Origin of the sequence: Tomitella cavernea (genome assembly GCF_016599145.1) — a bacterium.
Classification (GTDB): Bacteria; Actinomycetota; Actinomycetes; order Mycobacteriales; family Mycobacteriaceae; genus Tomitella; species Tomitella cavernae.
The window spans coordinates 1-19,522 of the sequence record NZ_JAENKO010000049.1; the positions used below are offsets into that span (position 1 = coordinate 1).

Genomic DNA, 19,522 nt, shown 5'->3' on the forward strand with positions numbered 1-19,522 from the left:
CGGGGCCGACCCCGGCGCGCCGCTGCCGCCCCTCGCGGGCGCGGACACCGCGGGTGCCGTCGGCGCGACGCGGACGGTGCCCTGGGGCGGACGCGACGCCACCGCGTCCCCCACCGCCTCGGACGGCACGCCGCACTACTTCCCCGGCGGGCGTGTGCACGGCCGGCCGGTGCCTGCGGGCTGGTACTCCGAGCGCTGGTGGTCCGCGGCCGATACGCCCGGGGGCTGGTGCGACGGTGCGGCCGCGTTCTTCGACGCGCTGCTGGCCGGGCTGCCCGGCGTGCCCTACGACGGCGACGACTTCGAGCGCGGCCACGGAGTGGATCCGCGCGGCCGGCGACCCCTTTGAAAGCAGCATCGGCGCCGGCCCTGCGGTCCCGTCAGGTCTGGCAGCGAGGGCACCAGAACAGGTTCCGCCCCTGCATCTCCGTGCGCAGCACCGTCGTGCCGCACACCCGGCACGGGCTGCCCGCACGCCGGTAGACATACGTCCGGGGCTTGCCCTTGGCATACGCGGGCTCGCCGTGATCGTGCTCGTGGCGCACCACCACGATGCCGCCCGCCGTGACGCCTACGGCCATCAGCGTCGCCAGGTCCGACCACAGCGCGTCCCATTCGGCGCGGTCGAGCGCCCGTCCCGGCCGCACCGGGTCGATGCCCTGCCTGAACAGGACCTCCGCGCGGTAGACGTTGCCGACACCGGCCACCACCGACTGATCCATGAGCAGGCCGCCGATCGGCGCGCGCGACCGTGAGATGCGCCGCCATGCCCGCTCCGGGTCCGCGTCCGCGCGCAGCGGGTCGGGGCCCAGGCGTGCGCGCAGCCGCTCCACTGTCGCGTGATCGATCACTTCGCAGCGGGTGGGCCCACGCAGATCGGTGCCGAATTCCGCACCGATCATGCGCATGCGCACCTGCCCGCGCGGCGGGGCCATCGGCACCGTCTGCTCCTCGAAGATCCCGTATATACCCAGGTGCACGTGCACCGCCAGGTCCACGTCATAGAAATGCAGCAGGTGCTTACCACAGGCGTCCGCACGCTCGAACACCCTGCCGTCCACCAGCCGCGCCTCCTCCGCGAAACGCCCCTGCGGGCTGCTCACCCGCACCGGGCGCCCGGCGAACCGCTCCTGGTGGATCGCGGCGAGCCGGTGGACCGTGTGCCCTTCCGGCACGGTCGCGCGCGGCTCAGGCGCCGGGGACGGTGGGGGCCGTGCCGGTGCGCTCGTACTCGGTGAGGACGTCGATGCGGCGCTGGTGGCGCTCCTCCTGCGACCACTGCGCGGCAAGGAAGGCGTCGACGATCTCCTTCGCCTCGTCCAACGTGTGCATGCGGCCGCCGATGCCCATCAGCTGCGCATTGTTGTGCTGGCGCGCCAACCGGGCCGTCTCCACGCTCCACGCCAGCGCGCACCGTGCGCCCGGCACCTTGTTGGCCGCGATCTGTTCGCCGTTGCCGCTGCCGCCGATGACGATGCCCAGGCTGCCCGGATCGGCCACCACCCTGCGCGCCGCGTCGATGCAGAACGCCGGGTAGTCGTCCGCCGCGTCGTACTCGAACGCACCGCAGTCCACAGGCTCGTGCCCGGCCGCAGTCAGGTGCTCGATCAGCGTGGCCTTGAGTTCGAAACCGGCGTGGTCGCCGCCGAGGTATACGCGCATGGGGACGATTGTGTCAGCACACTCCATGCCCCTGTACCGGGGCCTGGCGGCGGGCCAGGCCCCGGCCGGGCGCGCCCCGGGGACGACGCGCGGGACCGTCCCGGCGGCTGCGGCTAGGGTGTGCCCACCATCTTGGCGGGGTCGACGATCTCATCGAAGCGGTCCGCCCCGATGAATCCGGTCGCCAGCGCCGCTTCGCGCAGGGTGGTGCCCTCGTCGTTGGCCTTGTGCGCGATCGCCGACGCCCTGTCGTAGCCGATGACCGGGGACAGTGCTGTCACCAGCATCAATGAACTTCCCACGAACTTGCCGATCTGTGCCCGGTTCAATTCGGTCCCCGCTATGCAGTATTCCCGCAGCTTCACCGATGCGTCGCCGAGGATCCGCGCCGAATGCAACACGTTGTCGAGGATGATGGGGCGCATCGCATTGAGCTCGAAGTTGCCCTGGGTGCCCGCGATGGCGACACCGCTGTCCTCGGCGATCACTTGGATGCAGACCATCACCATGGCCTCGCACTGCGTCGGATTGACCTTGCCCGGCATGATCGAACTGCCCGGTTCATTAGCCGGCAGGACAAGCTCGCCGAGACCGCACCTCGGCCCCGAGGCCAGCCAACGGATGTCGTTGGCGATCTTCATCAGCGGCACCGCGACCGCACGGAGCCCGGCGCTGGCGGCAACCATCGCATCCAACCCGCCCTGGGCGGCGAACTTGTTCTCCGCGGTGACGAACGGGTGCCCGGTCAGCTGGGCGATCCTTGCCGCGACCTCGACGTCGAACCCGGGTGGGGCGTTGAGCCCGGTGCCCACTGCGGTGCCGCCCATCGCGAGCTCATACAGTCCCGGAAGTGATGCGTTCAGGCGCTCGATGCCCTGCTCGATCTGCCGGGCGTACCCCGACCATTCCTGCCCCACCGTCAACGGTGTCGCGTCCTCCAAGTGCGTCCGTCCGGTCTTGACCACCTCACGCCACTGCGTCGCCTTGGCGAGGAACTCCTCGTGCAACGCGCTCAGCGCGGGGATCAGCCGCTCGACGATCTCGGTGACCACGGCGATGTGCATCGCGGTGGGGAAGGTGTCGTTCGAGGACTGTCCCATGTTGACGTGGTCGTTCGGGTGCACCGGGGTCTTGCTGCCGAGCTCCCCGCCGACGAGTTGGATCGCGCGGTTGCTGATCACCTCGTTGGTGTTCATATTCGACTGCGTGCCCGAGCCGGTCTGCCAGACGTACAGCGGGAAACTCTCATCGAGGTCTCCGGCGATCACCTCGTCCGCCACACGCGCGATGAGCTCGGACTGCCAGGCCGGCATCCGGCCCGCCGCGCCGTTGACCAGGGCAGCCGCCTTTTTGACGTAACCGTAGGCGTGGTAGACCTCGTGCGGCATCTTGTCGTTGCCGATCGAGAAGTGCACCAGAGAACGTTGGGTCTGGGCGCCCCAGTATCTGTCTGCGGGCACGTCGATCCCGCCCATCGAGTCGGACTCGTGCCGGGTGCCGGTCGCGTCGATCCCGATGCCGATATCGAGCACCTTCGGCGCTTCGTCGGTCATGCCGGTCCCCCTGGTAGACCGGCTGCCACATCGCGTCCTGGACCGCCTGGACCAGGTTGTCGTACTTCTTCGTCGCCACCCCGTCGGCCATCGCCTGTGTGGCGACCGCGATGGCCACCGTGGCCGAAGAGGCCCGCAGATCGTCGACCGGCGGCAGCAGCGACGCGCCCGGCCCGCTCGGGTCCACCTGCACGGCCACCGCCTCAGCTGCCGCGAGCAGCATGCCGTCGGTGACCCGGCTCGCGCCGGAGACCACGATTCCCAGCCCCAAGCCCGGATAGAGCAGCGCATTGTTGGCCTGGCCGATGTGGTAGACGGTGCCGGCATACGTCACCGGGTCGACCGGGATGCCGGTCGCGATCAGCGCCTTGCCCTTCGACCACGGCACTGCGTCGGCGGGCATGACTTCGATGCGTTCGGTCGGGTTGGACAGCGGCAGCAGGATCGGCCGCTCGACGCCGGCGCACAGCGCCTCGACGACCTCCTTGGTGAACGCATTGTGCGCGGTGGAGGTGCCGATCAGGATCGTCGGACGGACTTCCTCGATCACCGTGCGCAGACCGATCCTCCCGTCGGCGCCGCGTGCGTACTCGGCGACCTCCGACGCGGGCCGCGCGTACGCCTGCTGATAGTCGGGCAGGCCGGACATGTCGTCGGTGACCAGCCCGTCTCTGTCCACCAGCCAGACCCGGGCCTTCGACTCCTCGTCGGTGAGGCCGTCGCGGCGCATCGCGGCGCTGATCTGATCGGCCATGCCCGTGCCCGCCGTGCCGGCACCGAAGACCACCAGCCGCTGCTGGGCGAAGGACTCCTTGGTCACCTTCAGCCCGGAGACCACCGACGACATGACGATCGCACCGGTGCCCTGCATGTCATCGTTGAAGATGCGGTAGCTGTCCCGGTACTTCTCCAGGATTCGGCGGGCGTTCCCCGGCCCGAAGTCCTCGAAGTGCAGCAGCGCGTTCGGATACAGGTCCGAGGCGGTCGCCAGGTACTGCGCGATGAAGGCGTCGTACGCCTCGCCGGTGATCCGGGCGTGCCGGTTGCCCAGATAGGTCGGGCTGTTGAGCAGCTCCTCGTTGTCGGTGCCCACATCGAGGTTCACCGCGATCACCCGTCCGGGGTCGATGCCTGCGGCGGCGGTGTAGATGGCGAGTTTGCCCACCGCGATGTCGGTCCCGTTGACGCCCCAGTCTCCGATGCCCAGGATCTCTTGCGCATCGGAGACGACGATGAGGTCGACGTCGTCCGGCCCCAGCCCCAGCGTCTCGAACGAGGCCTGCATGTCTTCGGGGTGGTCGATCGACAGATAGACCGCCCGGGAGATCCGGTAGCCCTGACTCCACTTCTTGATCGCCTCGCCGATCGTAGGATCATAAACAATCGACAGAAGTTCCGCCAGATGCTCCGAAATCACTTTGTAATACAGTACTTCATTCCGATCATGGAGCTGATCGAGGAAAATATACTTCTCCAGATCAGTCTCGTAGGAGCTCAATTGCGCATACGAGCGCTTCGCCTGCTCGTCCAGCGTTTCCACCCTGGACGGCAGGCGCCCGGTCAGCCCGAGCCTCGCCTGCTCCTCGCGGGTGAAGGCGGTCCCCCTGTTCGTGAGCGGATCGGTGAGAACGTGCGGTTTTTTCGACAATGGTCGCCTCGGCTTCTTCCGGAATGACACGGCCCCTTCAGTGGTCAAACTAGCCATAGCGTGACGATCGCGCCAGGCCTTTCGCGAACCCTTCCCGGATATTTCTGTTTTCGGCGCGGCGACGCTGTCGGAGTGGTACAACTGGACAGTTGCCCCGGCTTTTTCAGACGCCGTCGCAGTGGCGTTCGTCGCACAGCTGCCGCCGCTGTACGCAGCCCTGTCGACATTCGACGGGCCGCGGCCCCAGGCACGCGCGGCGGGGAAGTTTCCGATGCGCCGACGGGTTTTTCTGAATAGGGTTCGGACGTGCGGATGTTCAATAAACCGCGTCTCCGGACCCACCTGAACGGTTCCCACGGAAGAAGGAGATTCAGCATGACCAGCACGGACTCAGAGCGCACGCCCGCTTCGGTCGTCGTCATCGTCGGCGGGGGCCTCGCGGGGGCCAAAACCGCGGAGGCGCTGCGGGCCGAGCAGCACACCGGCCCGATCGTCCTCGCATCCACCGAGCAGCACCTGCCCTACGAACGCCCTCCGCTGTCCAAGGAGTACCTGGCAGGCAAGCAAGCCCTCGACGACTTCACCGTGCATCCACGCTCCTGGTACGACGAGAACGCCGTAGACCTGCGTGCCGGCGTGTCCGCCACGGGCATCGACACCGCACTGCGGTCCGTGACCCTCTCCGACGGTTCCGCCGTGGGCTATTCGTCGCTGGTGCTGGCCACAGGCTCACGCTCCGCCCGCCCGCCCATCGACGGCTCCGACGCCGAGGGCGTGCACTACCTGCGCAGCATCGACGACGCCGCGGCGCTGTCCGGCGCGATCACCGACGGCGCCCGGGTTGCGGTGATCGGCGGCGGATGGATCGGCCTGGAGGTGGCCGCCGGCGCCCGCGGGCGCGGCGCGCAGGTCACCGTCGTGGAGGCCGCCGACCAACCGCTCCAGGCCGCACTCGGTCCCGAACTGGGCGCCGTTTTCGCCGCGTTGCACCGCGAGCACGGCGTGGAACTGCGGCTGCAGGCGAAGGTCGCTGCCATCACCACCGAGGGCGGGCGCGCGACGGGGCTGCGGCTGGGCAACGGCGAGCAGATCCCGGCCGACGTGGTCCTCGTGGCCGTCGGCGCCCGGCCCAACACGGAGCTGGCCGCGGAGGCCGGCATCGCGGTGGAGCACGGGGGCGTGCTCGTCGACGCGGGCCTCCGCACGTCGGCGCCCGGGGTGTACGCGGTGGGTGACATCGCCGCCGCGCAGCATCCGCTGTTCGGTACGAGGATCCGCACCGAGCACTGGGCCAACGCGCTCAACCAGCCCGCGGTGGCGGCGGCCAACATCCGCGGCGGCAGCGCCGAGTACGCACGGCTGCCGTACTTTTTCACCGACCAGTACGACCTCGGCATGGAGTACTCGGGGTACGCCGAGGGCTACTCCCGAGTGGTCTACCGCGGCGACGTCGACGGCCGCGAGTTCATCGCGTTCTGGGTGGATGAGGCGGGCGTCGTACTCGCCGGCATGAACGTCAACATCTGGGACTCCACCGACGACATCAAGGCGCTCATCTCCGCCCGGCGTCCGGTGGACCTGGGGCGCCTGGCCGACTCCTCGGTGCCCTTGGGCGAACTGGCACTCTGACAGCGGCGGCGGGCGGGTCGAGGCCTAGCCGAAGGCGGGTTCCTCGTCCCGGCCCCGCTTGAGCTCGAAGAAGTGCGGGTAGGAGGCCATCGCGACGACGCCGTCCCAGAGCGCGCCGGCCTGCTCGCCGCGCGGGATCCGGGAGAGCACCGGCCCGAAGAAGGCGACTCCGTTCACGTGGATGGTCGGGGTGCCCACATCGGCGCCCACCTTGTCCATGCCCGCGTGGTGGCTCGCGCGCAGCGCCTCATCGTGCTCGTCGGTGTGCGCGGCTTCAGCCAGTTCCGCGGGCAGCGCCAGCTCCGCCAGCGCGCCCGCGATGACCGACGCGAAGTCCTTGTTCCCCTCGTTGTGGATGCGGGTGCCCATGGCCGTGTAGAGCGGCGCGAGGATCTCGTCGCCGTACTTCTGCGCCGCGGCGACGGCCACGCGCACCGGGCCCAGGCCTCGCGCGATCTTCTCACGGTAGTCCGGAGTCACATCGTCGTTGCGCTCGTTGAGGATGACCAGGCTCATCACGTGGAAGTGCACGTCGATGCCGCGGACCTGCTCCACCTCGAGAATCCAGCGCGAGGTGATCCAGCACCACGGGCACAGCGGGTCGAACCAGAAGTCCGCACGATTGCGGGTCGCACCCTCCGCGGGTTCCGTCGTCGCCGTCGCCTCTGCCGTCCCGGTCATCTCCGTGCACTCCTTCTACCGACCTCGTTGATCCCCCGTCCACTTCTGTCCAACACCCGCATCACCGGTTCTCTTCCCCCGAAGTCTCCGCGGGGCGGACGAAGTCCACGGTCAGCGGCGGGTGGCACTGATGGTGCCGACGCCGGGATCGTCCTGGGCGACGTCCCTGCCCAGCCCGGCGGTCATCGCGTTCCAACTGCGGAACACGGTGTCCCAGCCGATGTCCTGCAGCCAGCGCTCCACCCCGTCCTCCGCCCGGCCGGCGGCATCCGGCCCGCCCCACGGGCCAGGCGTCGACGCGCGCTCGGCCGCCGCTTCTCCACCGGCCCACTCCCCGCCTGCCCGCTCCGCTCCTGCCCGCTCCTCGCCCGCCGCCTTCTCGCCTGCCGCCTTCTCGCCTGCTCCCTCCTCTCCTCCGACGAGATCCCGGTACTCGCGATACTGCGGGCTCTCGGCGTCGACCGCGAACCGGCCGACCCCGAACCGGCTGCCGGCGGCGGACATCGCCGTGAGGTCCTCGACCAGCCGGCGTTTCCAGTCCTCCGTCGGGTTCCCCAGCGTGCCCTCCTCGATCCACTGCGTGGCGAGTTCCGGGCGGAACCCGCTTTCCAGCAGCGCGCTCCGCCACCCGGAGCGCAGATCCGCCGGAACGACGTGCCGCGTGCAGGCCGGAACCGCGCCCGCCCGCTCGAGCACCGGCTCTTTGAAGGCGAACGTCTCCGGGAGGTCGAGCTCGAACACCACCGAGTCGGGCGGCAGCCCCATGCGGAACGCGCGCGTGTCCAGCCCCGCGCCGAGCAGCACGAACTGCCGGATGCCATGCTCCAGCGCATCCCGGACGGTGTCGTCGACGAGGCGCACCCCCACCGTGCGCCCCTCGTAGAACCGCCCGGCCAGCGCCTCCAGCCGATCCCACCGCTCCCGCGGGAAGCCCGCCCGCGCCGCGTCCACGAACGCCAGCGCCAGCGGGTCGGTGTAGAGGCGGTCGGCCCGCGCGTCCTCGCGGGCGCGGATCACCGCCACGCCGATCGCCGTCACCGCGACCCCGTCGACCGGCACCGCATCCCCCTCGTCCGCCGCGTCGGCCATCCGGCCCGCCCCCTTCAATCGTCTGCGTCGATCGTCTGCGCCGATCGGCAGTCTTCCACGCCCCGGCGGGCGCCACGTGCCGTTCCGGCATCGTCCCCGGCCGCACCCCGCGACTCCGTGGATGCGTGCGCTTCGTGAATCCGTGCGTTTGGTCCTCCGCACACGCCCCCCGGACCACGCGGCGCGCATGATGGGATGGAAGCCGATTCCGCAACGGAATTCCGATCCCGGATTTCCGATCCCCAGGTGAAGGAGCATCCCCTGTGGCCCAACCCAACCTCACCCGTGAGCAGGCGCGCCGCCGCGCCGAGGCCGTCACCACCTCCGACTACCGCGTGGAACTGGACCTGACCGATGGCGCCGGCGCCCCCGGCGAGCGCGCATTCCGCTCCCGCACCACGATCACGTTCGACGCCGTCGCCGGTACCGAGACGTTCGTGGAGCTGATCGCCGAAAAGATCCACTCGGCCACCCTCAACGGCACGCCCGTCGACACATCCGGGTACACGGAGGAGCACGGCCTCTCGCTGCCGCCGCTGGCCGAGAACAACGAACTGGTCGTGGACGCGGACTGCCTCTACTCGAACACCGGAGAGGGGCTGCACCGGTTCGCCGATCCGGCCGACGGCGAGGTCTACCTGTATTCGCAATTCGAGACCGCCGACGCCAAGCGGATGTTCGCGTGCTTCGACCAGCCGGACCTCAAGGCCCGCTTCGAGCTGATCGTCACCGCCCCGAAGCACTGGCACGTGGTGTCCAACGCCGCCGTGGCCTCCACCGCCGAGGGCCCCGGCGGCGCCGCCGTCTCGCACCTCTACCCCACCGAACCCATCTCCACCTACCTCGTCGCTCTCATCGCGGGCCCGTACTCCGAATGGCGCGACACGTTCAGCGACGAGCACGGCGACATCCCGCTGGGGCTGTACTGCCGTGCCTCCCTGGCCGAGCACATGGACGCCGAGCGGCTGTTCGCCGAGACCAAGCAGGGCTTCGGCTTCTACCACGCGCGCTTCGGCGTGCCGTACCCCTTCGGCAAGTACGATCAGCTCTTCGTCCCCGAGTTCAACGCCGGCGCAATGGAGCATCCGGGTGCGGTGACGTTCCTCGAGGACTACGTTTTCCGCTCCCGCGTCACCCACTACCGCTACGAACGCCGCAACGAGACGATCCTGCACGAGATGGCGCACATGTGGTTCGGCGACCTGGTCACCATGCGCTGGTGGGACGACCTGTGGCTCAACGAGTCGTTCGCCACCTTCGCCTCGGTGCTCACCCAGACCAGCGCCACCGAGTACACCAACGCGTGGACCTCGTTCGCGAACATCGAGAAGTCGTGGGCGTACCGCCAGGACCAGCTGCCGTCGACGCATCCGGTGGCCGCGGACATCCCCGACATCGCCGCCGTGGAGGTCAACTTCGACGGCATCACCTACGCCAAGGGCGCCTCGGTGCTCAAGCAGCTGGTGGCGTACGTGGGTCTGGAGGACTTCCTCACCGGACTGCGCGAATACTTCGCGGAGCACGCCTGGGGCAATGCGACCTTCGGCGACCTCATCGCCGCACTGGAGGCCGCCTCGGGTCGCGACCTGTCGGATTGGGGCGCGCAGTGGCTCAAGACCACCGGCATGAACACGCTCGAGCCCGATTTCGACGTGGACGACGAGGGCCGCTTCACCCGGTTCGCCGTGCTGCAGGGCGGGGCACAGCCGGGCGCCGGCGAGCTGCGGCGGCATCGTCTCGCCGTGGGCGTCTACGACGATGACGGCTCCGGCCGCCTGGTACGGACACAGCGGGTGGAGCTGGACGTCGACGGCGAGCGCACCGAGATTCCCGATCTCGTCGGGGTTCCCCGCGGCGCACTGATCCTGGTCAACGACGACGACCTCACCTACTGTTCGCTGCGCCTCGACCCCGGTTCACTTGCTACGGTCACCGACCGGATCGCGGACATCGCCGAGCCGCTGCCACGGACCATGTGCTGGTCGGCCGCCTGGGAGATGACCCGGGGCGCGCACATGCGGGCGCGGGACTTCGTCGCACTGGTGCGCTCGGGCATCCAGGCCGAGTCCGAGGTGGGCGTGGTGCAGCGACTGCTGTTGCAGGCGCAGGCCGCTCTGGCCTCCTACGCCGAGCCGGGCTGGGCCGCCGCCGAGGGCTGGCCGGGCTTCGCCGACAGGCTCCTGGAACTGGCGCGCGCCGCGGAGCCCGGCTCCGACCATCAGCTGGCGTTCGTCACCGCCCTGTGCGGCTCGGTGCTGGACGCGCGGCACACCGACGTGCTGCGGTCCGCTCTGGACTCGGCTGATGCGGCGGCGCTGCCGGGCCTGACGGTGGACACCGATCTGCGGTGGCTCATCGTGCAGGCGCTCGCGCGCGCGGGCGTGATCGACGCGGACGGCGCCGACACGCTGTTCATCGACTCGGAGCTCGCCGGCGACAACACCGCGGCGGGCACCCGGCAGGCCGCGCAGGCGTCGGCCGCGCGCCCGCAGCAGTCGGTCAAGGACCGGGCGTGGACGCAGGCGACCGAGGACGACGAGATCCCCAACATCACGGTGCGCGCGATCGTCGCCGGATTCACCGCGGTGGGACAGTCCGAGCTGCTCGAGCCGTTCGTCCGCCGCTACTTCGACACGATCGCGTCCGTGTGGGAGCGCCGGTCCAGCGAGGTGGCGCAGACGGTGGTGGTGGGGCTTTACCCGTCGTGGTCCGTACGCGAGGAGTCGGTGGCCGCGGCCGACGAGTTCCTATCCGCCGATCACCCCTCTGCGCTCAAGCGGCTCGTCTCCGAGGGCCGGGCGGGCGTGGTGCGGGCGCTCGCGGCCCGCAAGGCCGACGCCGGCTGACCGCCACCGCGCATGCGACGACCCCCGCCATCGGCATGGTGGCGGGGGTCAATGCAGGTCTGATCAGACTCGGACGGGGCTGACCGCCGCGGCCATCACGCGCACCGCGCTGACGAGCCCGTCGATCAGGTCGCCCCGCTGGAACGACGAGACCGCCGCGGACGCGCCGAGCTGGGCGACCCGGTCGTCGTAGCGGTGGCCGATGGCGTCGCCGCCCACGATCTCGATGCTCTTCTCGTTCGGCGAGACCGCGATGAGCACGGACTCGTCCGGCCGCGGGAGCGTGGAATGCAGCTCACGTGCACGGTCCGCCGAGGCTGCGCCGAGCTCGCCGATGTAGATGGTCCACAAGATCCGGGTGCGCCGCGTCGCCTCCGTGAGGGTGCGGTCGATGCGGTTGCGGTCCACATGCGAGAACGGCGAATCGTCGTACGGCTCCTCACCGGGGTGCCGGACGCCGGACACCCGGCCGCTGGACGTGACGACGAAGCCGGAGGGCAGCGCGGACTCGTCGACCACGGGGAAGGTCAGTTCACCAGTTGCCACTTGCCGCTCCTCCGCTCACGCCGGCCTCGATCGAGCGCCCGGTGCCGTGCGCACGCCACGGGGCCTCGTCGACGGCGCCCCACCACACGGTGCCGCCGGTCCACTCGTCGCCCAAGGTGTAGTACTTCGGCTTGACTACGTGGGCGGTCAGACCCCAGATCGCCATCACGATGGTGATGAGCAGCGGGGCGCCCAGGTAGACCAGCACTGTCTCCCAGATGGTCACGACATGAACTTATCGCACCCGCCGCCTCTCACGGAAGCGGACCGCCCCGGCCGCCGGGCCAGGGCCGCCGCCGTCCGCCCTCAGGCGGCCCCCTGGCCCAGATACGGCAGCCATTGCGGGTCCGGGTCGGGCACCTCCGACAGCACCCGCCAATGCCGGCCCTGCGGCGGGGTGGGCGGCCGCGGCAGCCGCCAGCCGATCTCCTCGAGCAGCCGGTCCGCCTTCTTCCGGTTGCACGCCCCGCAACTGGCCACGCAGTTCTCCCATGAGTGCCCGCCGCCGCGGCTGCGCGGCACCACGTGGTCGATCGTGTCCGCCCGGCCGCCGCAATAGACGCACCGGCGGCCGTCACGCGCCATCAGCCCGGCGCGGGTCAGCGGCGAACGCGCCCGGTAGGGGACGTGCACGAACACGGCGAGCTGGATGACGGACGGGAACGGCACGACGAGGCGTTCCGAATGCAGCAACCGCCCGTCGTCGGTGGGGGCGACGAGCTCGGCTTTGCCGCACACCACCATCACGACCGCCCGCTGGAACCCCACGGCCCCCAGCGGCTCCCAACTGGCGTTGAGCACCAGCACGCGGCGCGCAGAACCGGACGCCCCACGGCACGCGTCTCCCCCGCGTGCGCCGGAGGCACGGCGCACGCCGGGTGCGGATCGCGTGTTGTTTCTGGATTCCGTCATGGTGGTCTCCCGGGCGCCGCACGCTCGCCGCGGCGTAGCTCCCAGCGGCATTATGGACGATCCGGCGGCCTCCGCGCAGCCTTCACACGCTGACCGGGCGGTATCCGCCCGGTCGGCGCGCCCGGCCCCGCCGTCCCCGCGGCCACCGCCACCGGGCACCATGGGGGCATGGCCTCTCCGCGTCAGCCCTCTACCTTCTTCGACGAGGTGGGCGGCGCCGCCACGTTCGCCGCCCTCGTCCATCGCTTCTATCAGGAAGTGCGAGCCGACGAGATCCTGCGCCCCATGTATCCGGAGGACGACCTCGACGGGGCCGAGCGGCGCCTGCGCATGTTCCTCGAGCAGTACTGGGGCGGGCCGCACACCTACAGCGACGAACGGGGCCACCCCCGGCTGCGGATGCGACACGTGCAGTACCACATCAGCCCCATCGAGCGGGACGCGTGGCTGCGCTGCATGCACACCGCAGTGGCGTCGATCGGCGACGACGTCATGGACGCCGAGCACCGGGAGGCGTTCCTCCGCTACATCGCCATGGCCGCCGAAACGCTCGTGAACGCGCCGATGTGAACATCCGCCGGCGGCGGTTTCAGGTGACCAGCAGCGGAATCTCCCCGCCCACGCGCAGCGCCACCGAGCCGTAGCGCGCGTCGAGGCGCACCCACGTGCGCGTCGCCCGCACCCGCACCGGCTCACCGGCCGGCACCCGGTCCACGTCGACGGCGCCTGTCACGGGGTCCTGCACCGCATGCGGCACGAACCCCATGGCGGTGAGTGCGAAGACGCTGCGCAGTGGCACCTCCACGTGCCGCCCGCCGCCGTCGACCTCCAGTACGGTCTGGTCGAGCAGTGAACGCGGCGGCCCGGTCATGGTGCTGTTCTCCCGCGCCACCTGTGCACCCTGCACCGACAGCGCCACCACGTCGCGCGCGGGCACGTCGTCCACGTGCTCGAAGCCGTCCGCCGGCGGCAGCGACCCGCGCCACGCGGTGTCCATCGGCAGGCCGGGATCCACAGTGACGGCGCTGTCAGGGGCTTCGGTGCCCACCTCACCGGCGCCGCCGCCGACTGCCGATCGGATCTCGCCCACCAGCGGCTCGGCGCCCACGCACACGTCGCCCGGCGCGATCCCGACAGGGAAGGTACGCCCGGCGAGCGTGTCGAATCCTGCCGTCGTCGTCCACACCGCGACCCCGTCGCCCCGGCGCACCATGCGGACCAGCGCCGCGGAATCGAGCCGCGCGGCACGCGCCAGGAACGCGTGCAGGTCGGAGCGGGTGGCCGTATCGGGGATATGCAGGTAACGTCCGCCTGCGCCAGGCGCGTCAATCACGTCGGAACTCCTCGAGGTAGGCGCGCTCGGCCGGCGAGAGCCGGCGGATGCGCTGATTCTCCAGGTCGACGGCGGCCAGTTGCGCGTGGCTGACCACCGATGCGGGCTCCGCCTCGTCGGTGCCCCGGGGGCGCAGCTCGGCGACGATCGTGAAGTCCGCCGCCCGGATGCGGCTGATCCACATCACCACCTCGACGGGGCTGTCCTCGAGCACGAGCTGCCCCCGGTACCGCACGCGCAGGTCGGCCAGGAAGACACCGTCGGCCAGGGCCGCGGTGGGCCGCTCCGGCGCGAAGAGCCACGGGATGCGCGCCTCCTCGAGCAACGTGACCACCGCCGCGTTGTTGATGTGCCGGAACGAGTCCATATCCGACCAGCGCGCCGCGACCGCCGTCCGGTACCCGACCTCCATGCAGCGGATCCCCCACCCGGGCCCGGCTCACCCGTTAGACGTGCCGGAAGAACGGGGCGGGTCCGGCCGCACCGTCGAGACGCCGACCATGCTACGGAACTGCCGCGCCGCCACCGACAGCGATGCGAGGTCGGGCCGGCCGCGCTCGGCGATCTCGTCGAGCATCATCCGCGCCCGCCCTATCCGGGAGGTGTTGCCGGACTCCCATTCCCGGATCATCGTCGGCGGATCCTCGCCCGGCTCGCCGCCCCGCAGCACGTCCTCGGTGAGCATCCGCATCGCGCTGTAGAGGTCCTCACGCAGAGTCAGGCGGGCCAGCGCGTGCCAGCGGTCGCCGCGGGCGAGTTCCGAGACCGCCACCTGGAAATCGTCCATGCGCAGCCGCTCGGCCAGCGCGAAGTACACGCGCGCCACCTCCTCGGCATCGCACTCGAGGACTTCGGCCGTGGTGCAGACGTCCAGCAGTGCGAACCGGTCCAGCTGCCCGGCCACGTCGCGGGCCAGCTCCGGCGGGGTGCCCGCCTGTGCCAGCTCGGCGGCCCGCGCCTCATAACGTGTGCGCGCCGCTCCCCCCACCACCTGCGGCACCAGGGGCGTCAGCGTCTCGATCTGCTGCTCGAAGCGCCGGATCTCGGCCGCCACCTGCAGCGGCTGCGGGCGGTTCGCCAGCAGCCAGCGCGACGCCCTGTCCGCCAGGCGACGCGTCACCAGCGTGAGATGGTCCGCGGTGCGGGCACTGACATCGGCCGCGTCGATGCGCTCCCACAGCTGCTGCAGGCCGAAGACCCTCTCGACGGTGATGAACGCGCGGACCGCGTCGCCGACCCCTGCCCCCGCGAGCTCCCCCAGGCGGAACATGAACGTGATGCCGGCGCGGTCGACCACGTCGTTGGCGACGACGGTGGCGATGATCTCCCGCCGCAGCGGGTGGTCGGCGATGTCGTGGGCGAACCGCTCGCGCAGCACCGCCGGAAAATACCCGGGAAGCCGCCGGGCCAGCACCGCCGATTCCGGGAGCGACCCGGCCAGCATCTCCCGCTTCATCGCCAGTTTGACGTAGGCGAGCAGCACCGAAAGTTCCGGCGAGGTGAGCCCCTCTCCGGCCTCCTCGCGCCGATCGAATTCGTCGGGCCCGGGCAGCCCCTCGATGGCGCGGTCCATCCCGGCGTGTGTTTCGAGCCAGTCGACCATCCGTTGGTAGACGCGCAACATCGCCGTCGCCTGCCGACGGTCCGCCCCCAGCACGCGATTCTGGCTGACGTTGTCGGCCAGCACCATCGACGCGACGTCGTCGGTCATCGACGCCAGCAACGCGTCGCGGTCACCCCCGCGCAGGCGCCCCGCCGCGATGGCATGCTGCAGCAGGATCTTGATGTTCACCTCATGATCGGAGCTGTCCACGCCCGCCGAATTGTCGATGGCGTCGGTGTTGATCGCGCCACCTGCGCCGTCGGGGCCGCCGATTTGCGCGTACTCGATCCGCCCGTGCTGCGTCATCCCCAGGTTGCCGCCCTCCCCCACCACGCGCACCCGCAGGTCGGCTCCGTCGACGCGGACCGCGTCGTTGGCCTTGTCCCCCACGTCCGCGTCCGTCTCGGCCCTGGCCTTGACGTAGGTGCCGATGCCGCCGTTCCACAGCAGGTCCACCGGCGCGAGCAGCACCGCGCGCACCAGCTCCGGCGCCGACACCTCCGCCACGTCGTCGGCAAGCCCCAGCGCCGCGCGCATCTGCGGGCTCACCGGAATCGCCTTGCTCGCCCGCGGCCACACGCCACCGCCCGCGCTGATCAGCGACGTGTCATAGTCGGCCCACGACGAGCGCGGCAGCGCGTAGAGGCGCCGGCGCTCCGCAAATCCGGCCGCGGCGGACGGGTGCGGGTCGACGAAGATGTGCCGGTGGTCGAACGCGGCGACCAGCCGGATGTGCTCGCTGCACAGCATCCCGTTGCCGAACACGTCGCCGCTCATATCGCCGACGCCGACGGCCGTGAAGTCCTGGGCCTGGGTGTCCACGCCCGATTCGCGGAAGTGACGGCGCACGCTCTCCCACGCGCCGCGGGCCGTGATGCCCATCGCCTTGTGGTCGTACCCGCTCGAACCGCCGGAGGCGAAGGCGTCGCCCAGCCAGTAGCCGTAGTCCGCGGCCACTCCGTTGGCGATGTCCGAGAACGACGCCGTCCCCTTGTCCGCCGCCACCACCAGGTAGGTGTCGTCACCGTCGTGGCGCACCACCCGCCGCGGGGACACCGCGCGGCCGGTCTCAGTATCGAGATTGTCGGTGACATCGAGCAGACCTCCGATGAACGCCGTGTAGCAGGCGATGCCTTCCGCGCGCAGCGCATCCCGGTCCGCCGCGGCATCGCCCGTCGCCGCCGGCGGCCGCTTGACCACGAACCCGCCCTTGGCGCCCAGCGGCACGATCACAGCGTTCTTCACCGCCTGCGCCTTCACCAGACCCAGCACCTCGGTGCGGAAGTCTTCGCGGCGGTCCGACCAGCGCAGTCCGCCGCGGGCCACCGCCCCGTACCGCAGATGCACGCCTGCCACCCGCGGCGAATAGACGTACACCTCGTACATCGGCCGGGGCCGGGGCAGTTCGGGGATCTCCTGCGCGGCAAGCTTGAACGACAACGCCTCGCGCGGTACCCCCTGCTCGTCGAGCAGGTAGAAGTTGGTGCGCACCGTGCCGGCGATCAGGTGCAGGAACGCACGCAGCACACGGTCGGTGTCGATACTGAGGATGCGGTCGAGCTCGCCGGACACGGCGGCCGCTATCTGCTCCGAGCGGTCGCGGCGCGCCGAATCCGCCCGGTGCTGATCGCCGCCGCCCTGATCGCCGCCGCCCTGATCGTCGCCGCCCTGATCGTCGCCGCCCTGATCGTCGCCGTAGACTCCCCCGCCGCCGTCCTGGCCCGGCCCCGGCGTGAACCGCGCGCGGAACAGCTCGACCAGCGACCGCACCACCTCCGGGTTGTCGCACAGGACTTCCTGAATGTGCTCGAGGCTGTAGGAGAAGCGCGCCTGACGCAGGTACCGGCCGTAGGCGCGCAGCATCACCGCTTCGCGCCAGCCGATGCCCGCGCGCATGACCAGCTCGTCGAAGCGGTCTGTCTCCGCCCGCTCCTTCCACACCGCCTCGAAAGCCTCCAGGAACCGGCGGCCCACCTCGCCCTCGGGGGTGATGTCGCCGCGGGTCTTCAGGTCCTCCACCAGCACTATGCCGAACGAGTAGACCCAGCACCGGACCCCGTCCGGCCGCACCAGCGGGTAGGGCCGCTCGAAGATCACGTCCACGCCCAGACTCTGCAGCACCGGGACGATCCGGCTCAGCGATATACCCCTGCGCGTCAGGTAGATCATCAGGCGCCACTGGCCGGCACGCCTGCGCGGGTCGCGGCGCCAGGCGGCGTGCATCGCGCCCGGCTCCAGCGACTGCAGCACGTCGACGTCCTCGGCCGCGTCGGCCGCCGTGAAATCCTCCTTGTACGAGTCCGGGAACGCGCGGGCGTACCGGCGCACCAGCGCCCGGCCCGCCGCGGTCTCCCCCGATTTCTCCATCAGCGCGTCGTCCCAGCTGCGGGTCAGTTCGGCCAGCCGCTCCTGGATCTCCAGCACGCGCCGCGCGCTCACGTCCAGGTCGACCCCCGCACCGGGCTCGCCCCACGCCGCCGGAGCCTGGATCGTGTAATGCACCATCGCGAGCGCCGACTCGGTGATCCGCGCGCTGTAGTCGGCGTCGGTGCCGCCGAGCGCTTCCAGCAGCACGTCGCGCATCGCCAGCCGCGTCGTGGTCGTGTACCGGTCGCGTGGAAGGTAGACGAGTGCGGAGATGAACCGCCCGTTGCGGTCTCCCCGCAGGAACAGCCGCACGCCGCGGCGCACGCCCAGGTCCAGCACCTCATCCACCACGTGCAGAAGCCGTGCGGTGGAGGTCGCGAACATCTCGGTGCGCGGATACGACTCGATGATCTCGACGATCGACTGCCCGTTGAAGCTGTCGACGGCGTACCCGGACCGGTCGAGGACGCTGCGTGCCCGGCGTCCCAGCACCGGGATGTCGAAGACGCTCTGGTGCATCGCCGACATGGTGAAGACGCCCAGGAACCGGTGCTCCCCGCGCAACGGACCCCCGTCGTCGTAGACGCGCACGCCCACGTAGAACGGGTGCAGCACGTGCATGGCGATGGTCGAGGACTGCCCCTGCGTCAGCGTCAGCAACTGCGCCGCAGCCGCATCATCGGGCGCGGCGACGGCGTTTCCGGTGCCGGTGACGACGCGCAGGCGCGCATCGGTGAACTCGCCCGAATGGAACACGCCCAGCCCACTCCCGGGCACCGCGGTCTGCACGGCGGTCGGCCCCACCGTGTCCGGCCCCGCCCCGTCCGGCGCGTCTGCGGCGGGGGCGGCGTGGGACCCCACCGCGTACCGGCGGTAGCCGAGCAGCGCCAGATGCCCCGAGGACATCCATCGCAGCAGCTCCGCGCACTCGCGGCCGGTGGCCTCGTCGGCCGTGCCGGTGCCGCGTCCGTGCTCGACGTCGTCGGCGACGGCGCCCATGATGTCGTGCATCGCCGTAGTGTCCTCCACGACCCATCCGATGTCGGCGAGCAGCGCGCGCACCCTGTGCTCGACGTCGCGGCGCAGGTCGGAGGGCAGGCCGGCGAGCTCGAGGTGGATCCAGGACTCCACCCGCCCGCCGTCATCGGCCCCGCCCTGCGTAGGGCCGTGCGTGTGCGCGCCGGACGCGGCCCCACGGTCTTCGCGCATGGTCGCGTCGCCCTCGATGGCGACCAGCCGCCCATCCCCGTCGCGGCGCACCCGCAGGATGGGATGGACGATGTGGTCGACCGCGATCCCCGTGCTGCCGAGCAGGGCGATCAGCGACTCCACGAGGAACGGCGCATCGTCGGTGATGACCTGCAACACCGCGCCCGCCGGATGCTCCCCCGACTCTTCCCGGCCATCGTTGGCACCGGGCAGCAGCCGCAGACTCACCAGCGCCTCGCCCGCCGCGCGCGTGAGCCCCAAGCGCACGTGGTGCCGGGCCATCTCGGAATCGAGACGTCCCGGCACGCCGATTCCCGTGTGCGTCTGTCGGTAACGGGCGGTCAGCGCCTCGACGACGCCGTCGAGGTCGCCGCCGACTGCCGCGTCCGCGCCGGATTCTCCCAGCCCCATCGCGATCACCTCCCGCGGTCCGATGCGCACGGT

14 protein-coding genes and 2 pseudogenes are annotated in these 19,522 nt (G+C 70.7%); 4 read left to right on the forward strand and 12 right to left on the reverse strand.

From position 1 onward, the window contains the following. Positions 1-349: pseudogene (locus JJ683_RS15145) on the forward strand (DUF1542 domain-containing protein); the annotation flags it as partial. A gap of 31 nt (positions 350-380) precedes the next feature. On the opposite strand, the gene JJ683_RS15150 reads toward JJ683_RS15145, so the two are convergent. The 4 genes and pseudogenes from JJ683_RS15150 to JJ683_RS15165 form a co-directional block, all read right to left on the reverse strand. Continuing rightward, a complete protein-coding gene (locus JJ683_RS15150; protein WP_200175358.1) occupies positions 381-1,175 on the reverse strand; it encodes an Fpg/Nei family DNA glycosylase in 795 nt (264 codons plus the stop codon). Between the two features lie 13 nt (positions 1,176-1,188). Next, complete coding sequence (locus tag JJ683_RS15155; protein ID WP_200175359.1) at positions 1,189-1,662, reverse strand: ribose-5-phosphate isomerase; 474 nt, start codon at positions 1,660-1,662, stop codon at positions 1,189-1,191. 113 nt (positions 1,663-1,775) lie between these two features. Then, positions 1,776-3,215 (reverse strand): class II fumarate hydratase, encoded by a 1,440-nt coding sequence (gene fumC, locus JJ683_RS15160; protein WP_200175360.1) that lies wholly within the window; start codon positions 3,213-3,215, stop codon positions 1,776-1,778. A gap of 13 nt (positions 3,216-3,228) precedes the next feature. Next, positions 3,229-4,920 (reverse strand): annotated as a pseudogene (locus JJ683_RS15165) (NAD-dependent malic enzyme); the annotation flags it as partial. 318 nt (positions 4,921-5,238) lie between these two features. Between JJ683_RS15165 and JJ683_RS15170 the strand changes: the two are divergent. Beyond that, the gene (locus JJ683_RS15170) at positions 5,239-6,492 is read left to right on the forward strand and encodes an NAD(P)/FAD-dependent oxidoreductase (RefSeq protein WP_200175361.1); all 1,254 of its coding nucleotides are present in this window, start codon (positions 5,239-5,241) and stop codon (positions 6,490-6,492) included. Positions 6,493-6,516: 24 nt separating this feature from the next. Here the strand turns inward: JJ683_RS15170 and JJ683_RS15175 are convergent, their stop codons facing one another. Both JJ683_RS15175 and JJ683_RS15180 read right to left on the reverse strand, forming a co-directional pair. Next, positions 6,517-7,173 (reverse strand): DsbA family protein, encoded by a 657-nt coding sequence (locus JJ683_RS15175; RefSeq protein WP_200175362.1) that lies wholly within the window; start codon positions 7,171-7,173, stop codon positions 6,517-6,519. Between the two features lie 111 nt (positions 7,174-7,284). Beyond that, positions 7,285-8,262 (reverse strand): SAM-dependent methyltransferase, encoded by a 978-nt coding sequence (locus JJ683_RS15180; RefSeq protein ID WP_207280270.1) that lies wholly within the window; start codon positions 8,260-8,262, stop codon positions 7,285-7,287. A gap of 263 nt (positions 8,263-8,525) precedes the next feature. Here JJ683_RS15180 and pepN point away from each other — a divergent pair, with 263 nt between their 5' ends. Beyond that, positions 8,526-11,108, forward strand: coding sequence for an aminopeptidase N (gene pepN, locus JJ683_RS15185; RefSeq protein ID WP_200175363.1), 2,583 nt, complete (start codon positions 8,526-8,528; stop codon positions 11,106-11,108). 63 nt (positions 11,109-11,171) lie between these two features. On the opposite strand, the gene JJ683_RS15190 is transcribed toward pepN, so the two are convergent. The 3 genes from JJ683_RS15190 to JJ683_RS15200 all read right to left on the reverse strand — a co-directional run bounded on the left by JJ683_RS15190 (position 11,172) and on the right by JJ683_RS15200 (position 12,566). After that, positions 11,172-11,654, reverse strand: coding sequence for a DUF5130 family protein (locus JJ683_RS15190; protein WP_200175364.1), 483 nt, complete (start codon positions 11,652-11,654; stop codon positions 11,172-11,174). Further along, on the reverse strand, positions 11,641-11,880 hold the full coding sequence (ctaJ, locus tag JJ683_RS15195) for an aa3-type cytochrome oxidase subunit CtaJ (RefSeq protein WP_200175365.1): 240 nt from the start codon (positions 11,878-11,880) through the stop codon (positions 11,641-11,643). Before ctaJ ends, JJ683_RS15190 begins: the two co-directional genes overlap by 14 nt. A gap of 80 nt (positions 11,881-11,960) precedes the next feature. Then, positions 11,961-12,566, reverse strand: coding sequence for an HNH endonuclease (locus JJ683_RS15200; RefSeq protein WP_200175366.1), 606 nt, complete (start codon positions 12,564-12,566; stop codon positions 11,961-11,963). A gap of 168 nt (positions 12,567-12,734) precedes the next feature. Between JJ683_RS15200 and JJ683_RS15205 the strand changes: the two genes are divergently transcribed. After that, entirely contained in the window at positions 12,735-13,136 is a 402-nt protein-coding gene (locus JJ683_RS15205; RefSeq protein ID WP_200175367.1) for a globin, read from the forward strand. Positions 13,137-13,155: 19 nt separating this feature from the next. Here the strand turns inward: JJ683_RS15205 and JJ683_RS15210 are convergent, their stop codons facing one another. The 3 genes from JJ683_RS15210 to JJ683_RS15220 are packed head-to-tail and all read right to left on the reverse strand — an operon-like array spanning position 13,156 to position 19,519. Next, complete coding sequence (locus JJ683_RS15210) at positions 13,156-13,899, reverse strand: DUF8185 domain-containing protein (RefSeq protein ID WP_307810966.1); 744 nt, start codon at positions 13,897-13,899, stop codon at positions 13,156-13,158. After that, a complete protein-coding gene (locus JJ683_RS15215) occupies positions 13,892-14,311 on the reverse strand; it encodes an acyl-CoA thioesterase (RefSeq protein ID WP_200175369.1) in 420 nt (139 codons plus the stop codon). Before JJ683_RS15215 ends, JJ683_RS15210 begins: the two co-directional genes overlap by 8 nt. A gap of 27 nt (positions 14,312-14,338) precedes the next feature. Next, positions 14,339-19,519 carry an NAD-glutamate dehydrogenase gene (locus JJ683_RS15220; protein ID WP_307810967.1) on the reverse strand — a complete coding sequence of 1,727 codons (5,181 nt, stop codon included), beginning with the start codon at positions 19,517-19,519 and terminating at the stop codon, positions 14,339-14,341. Positions 19,520-19,522: the final 3 nt, after the last annotated feature.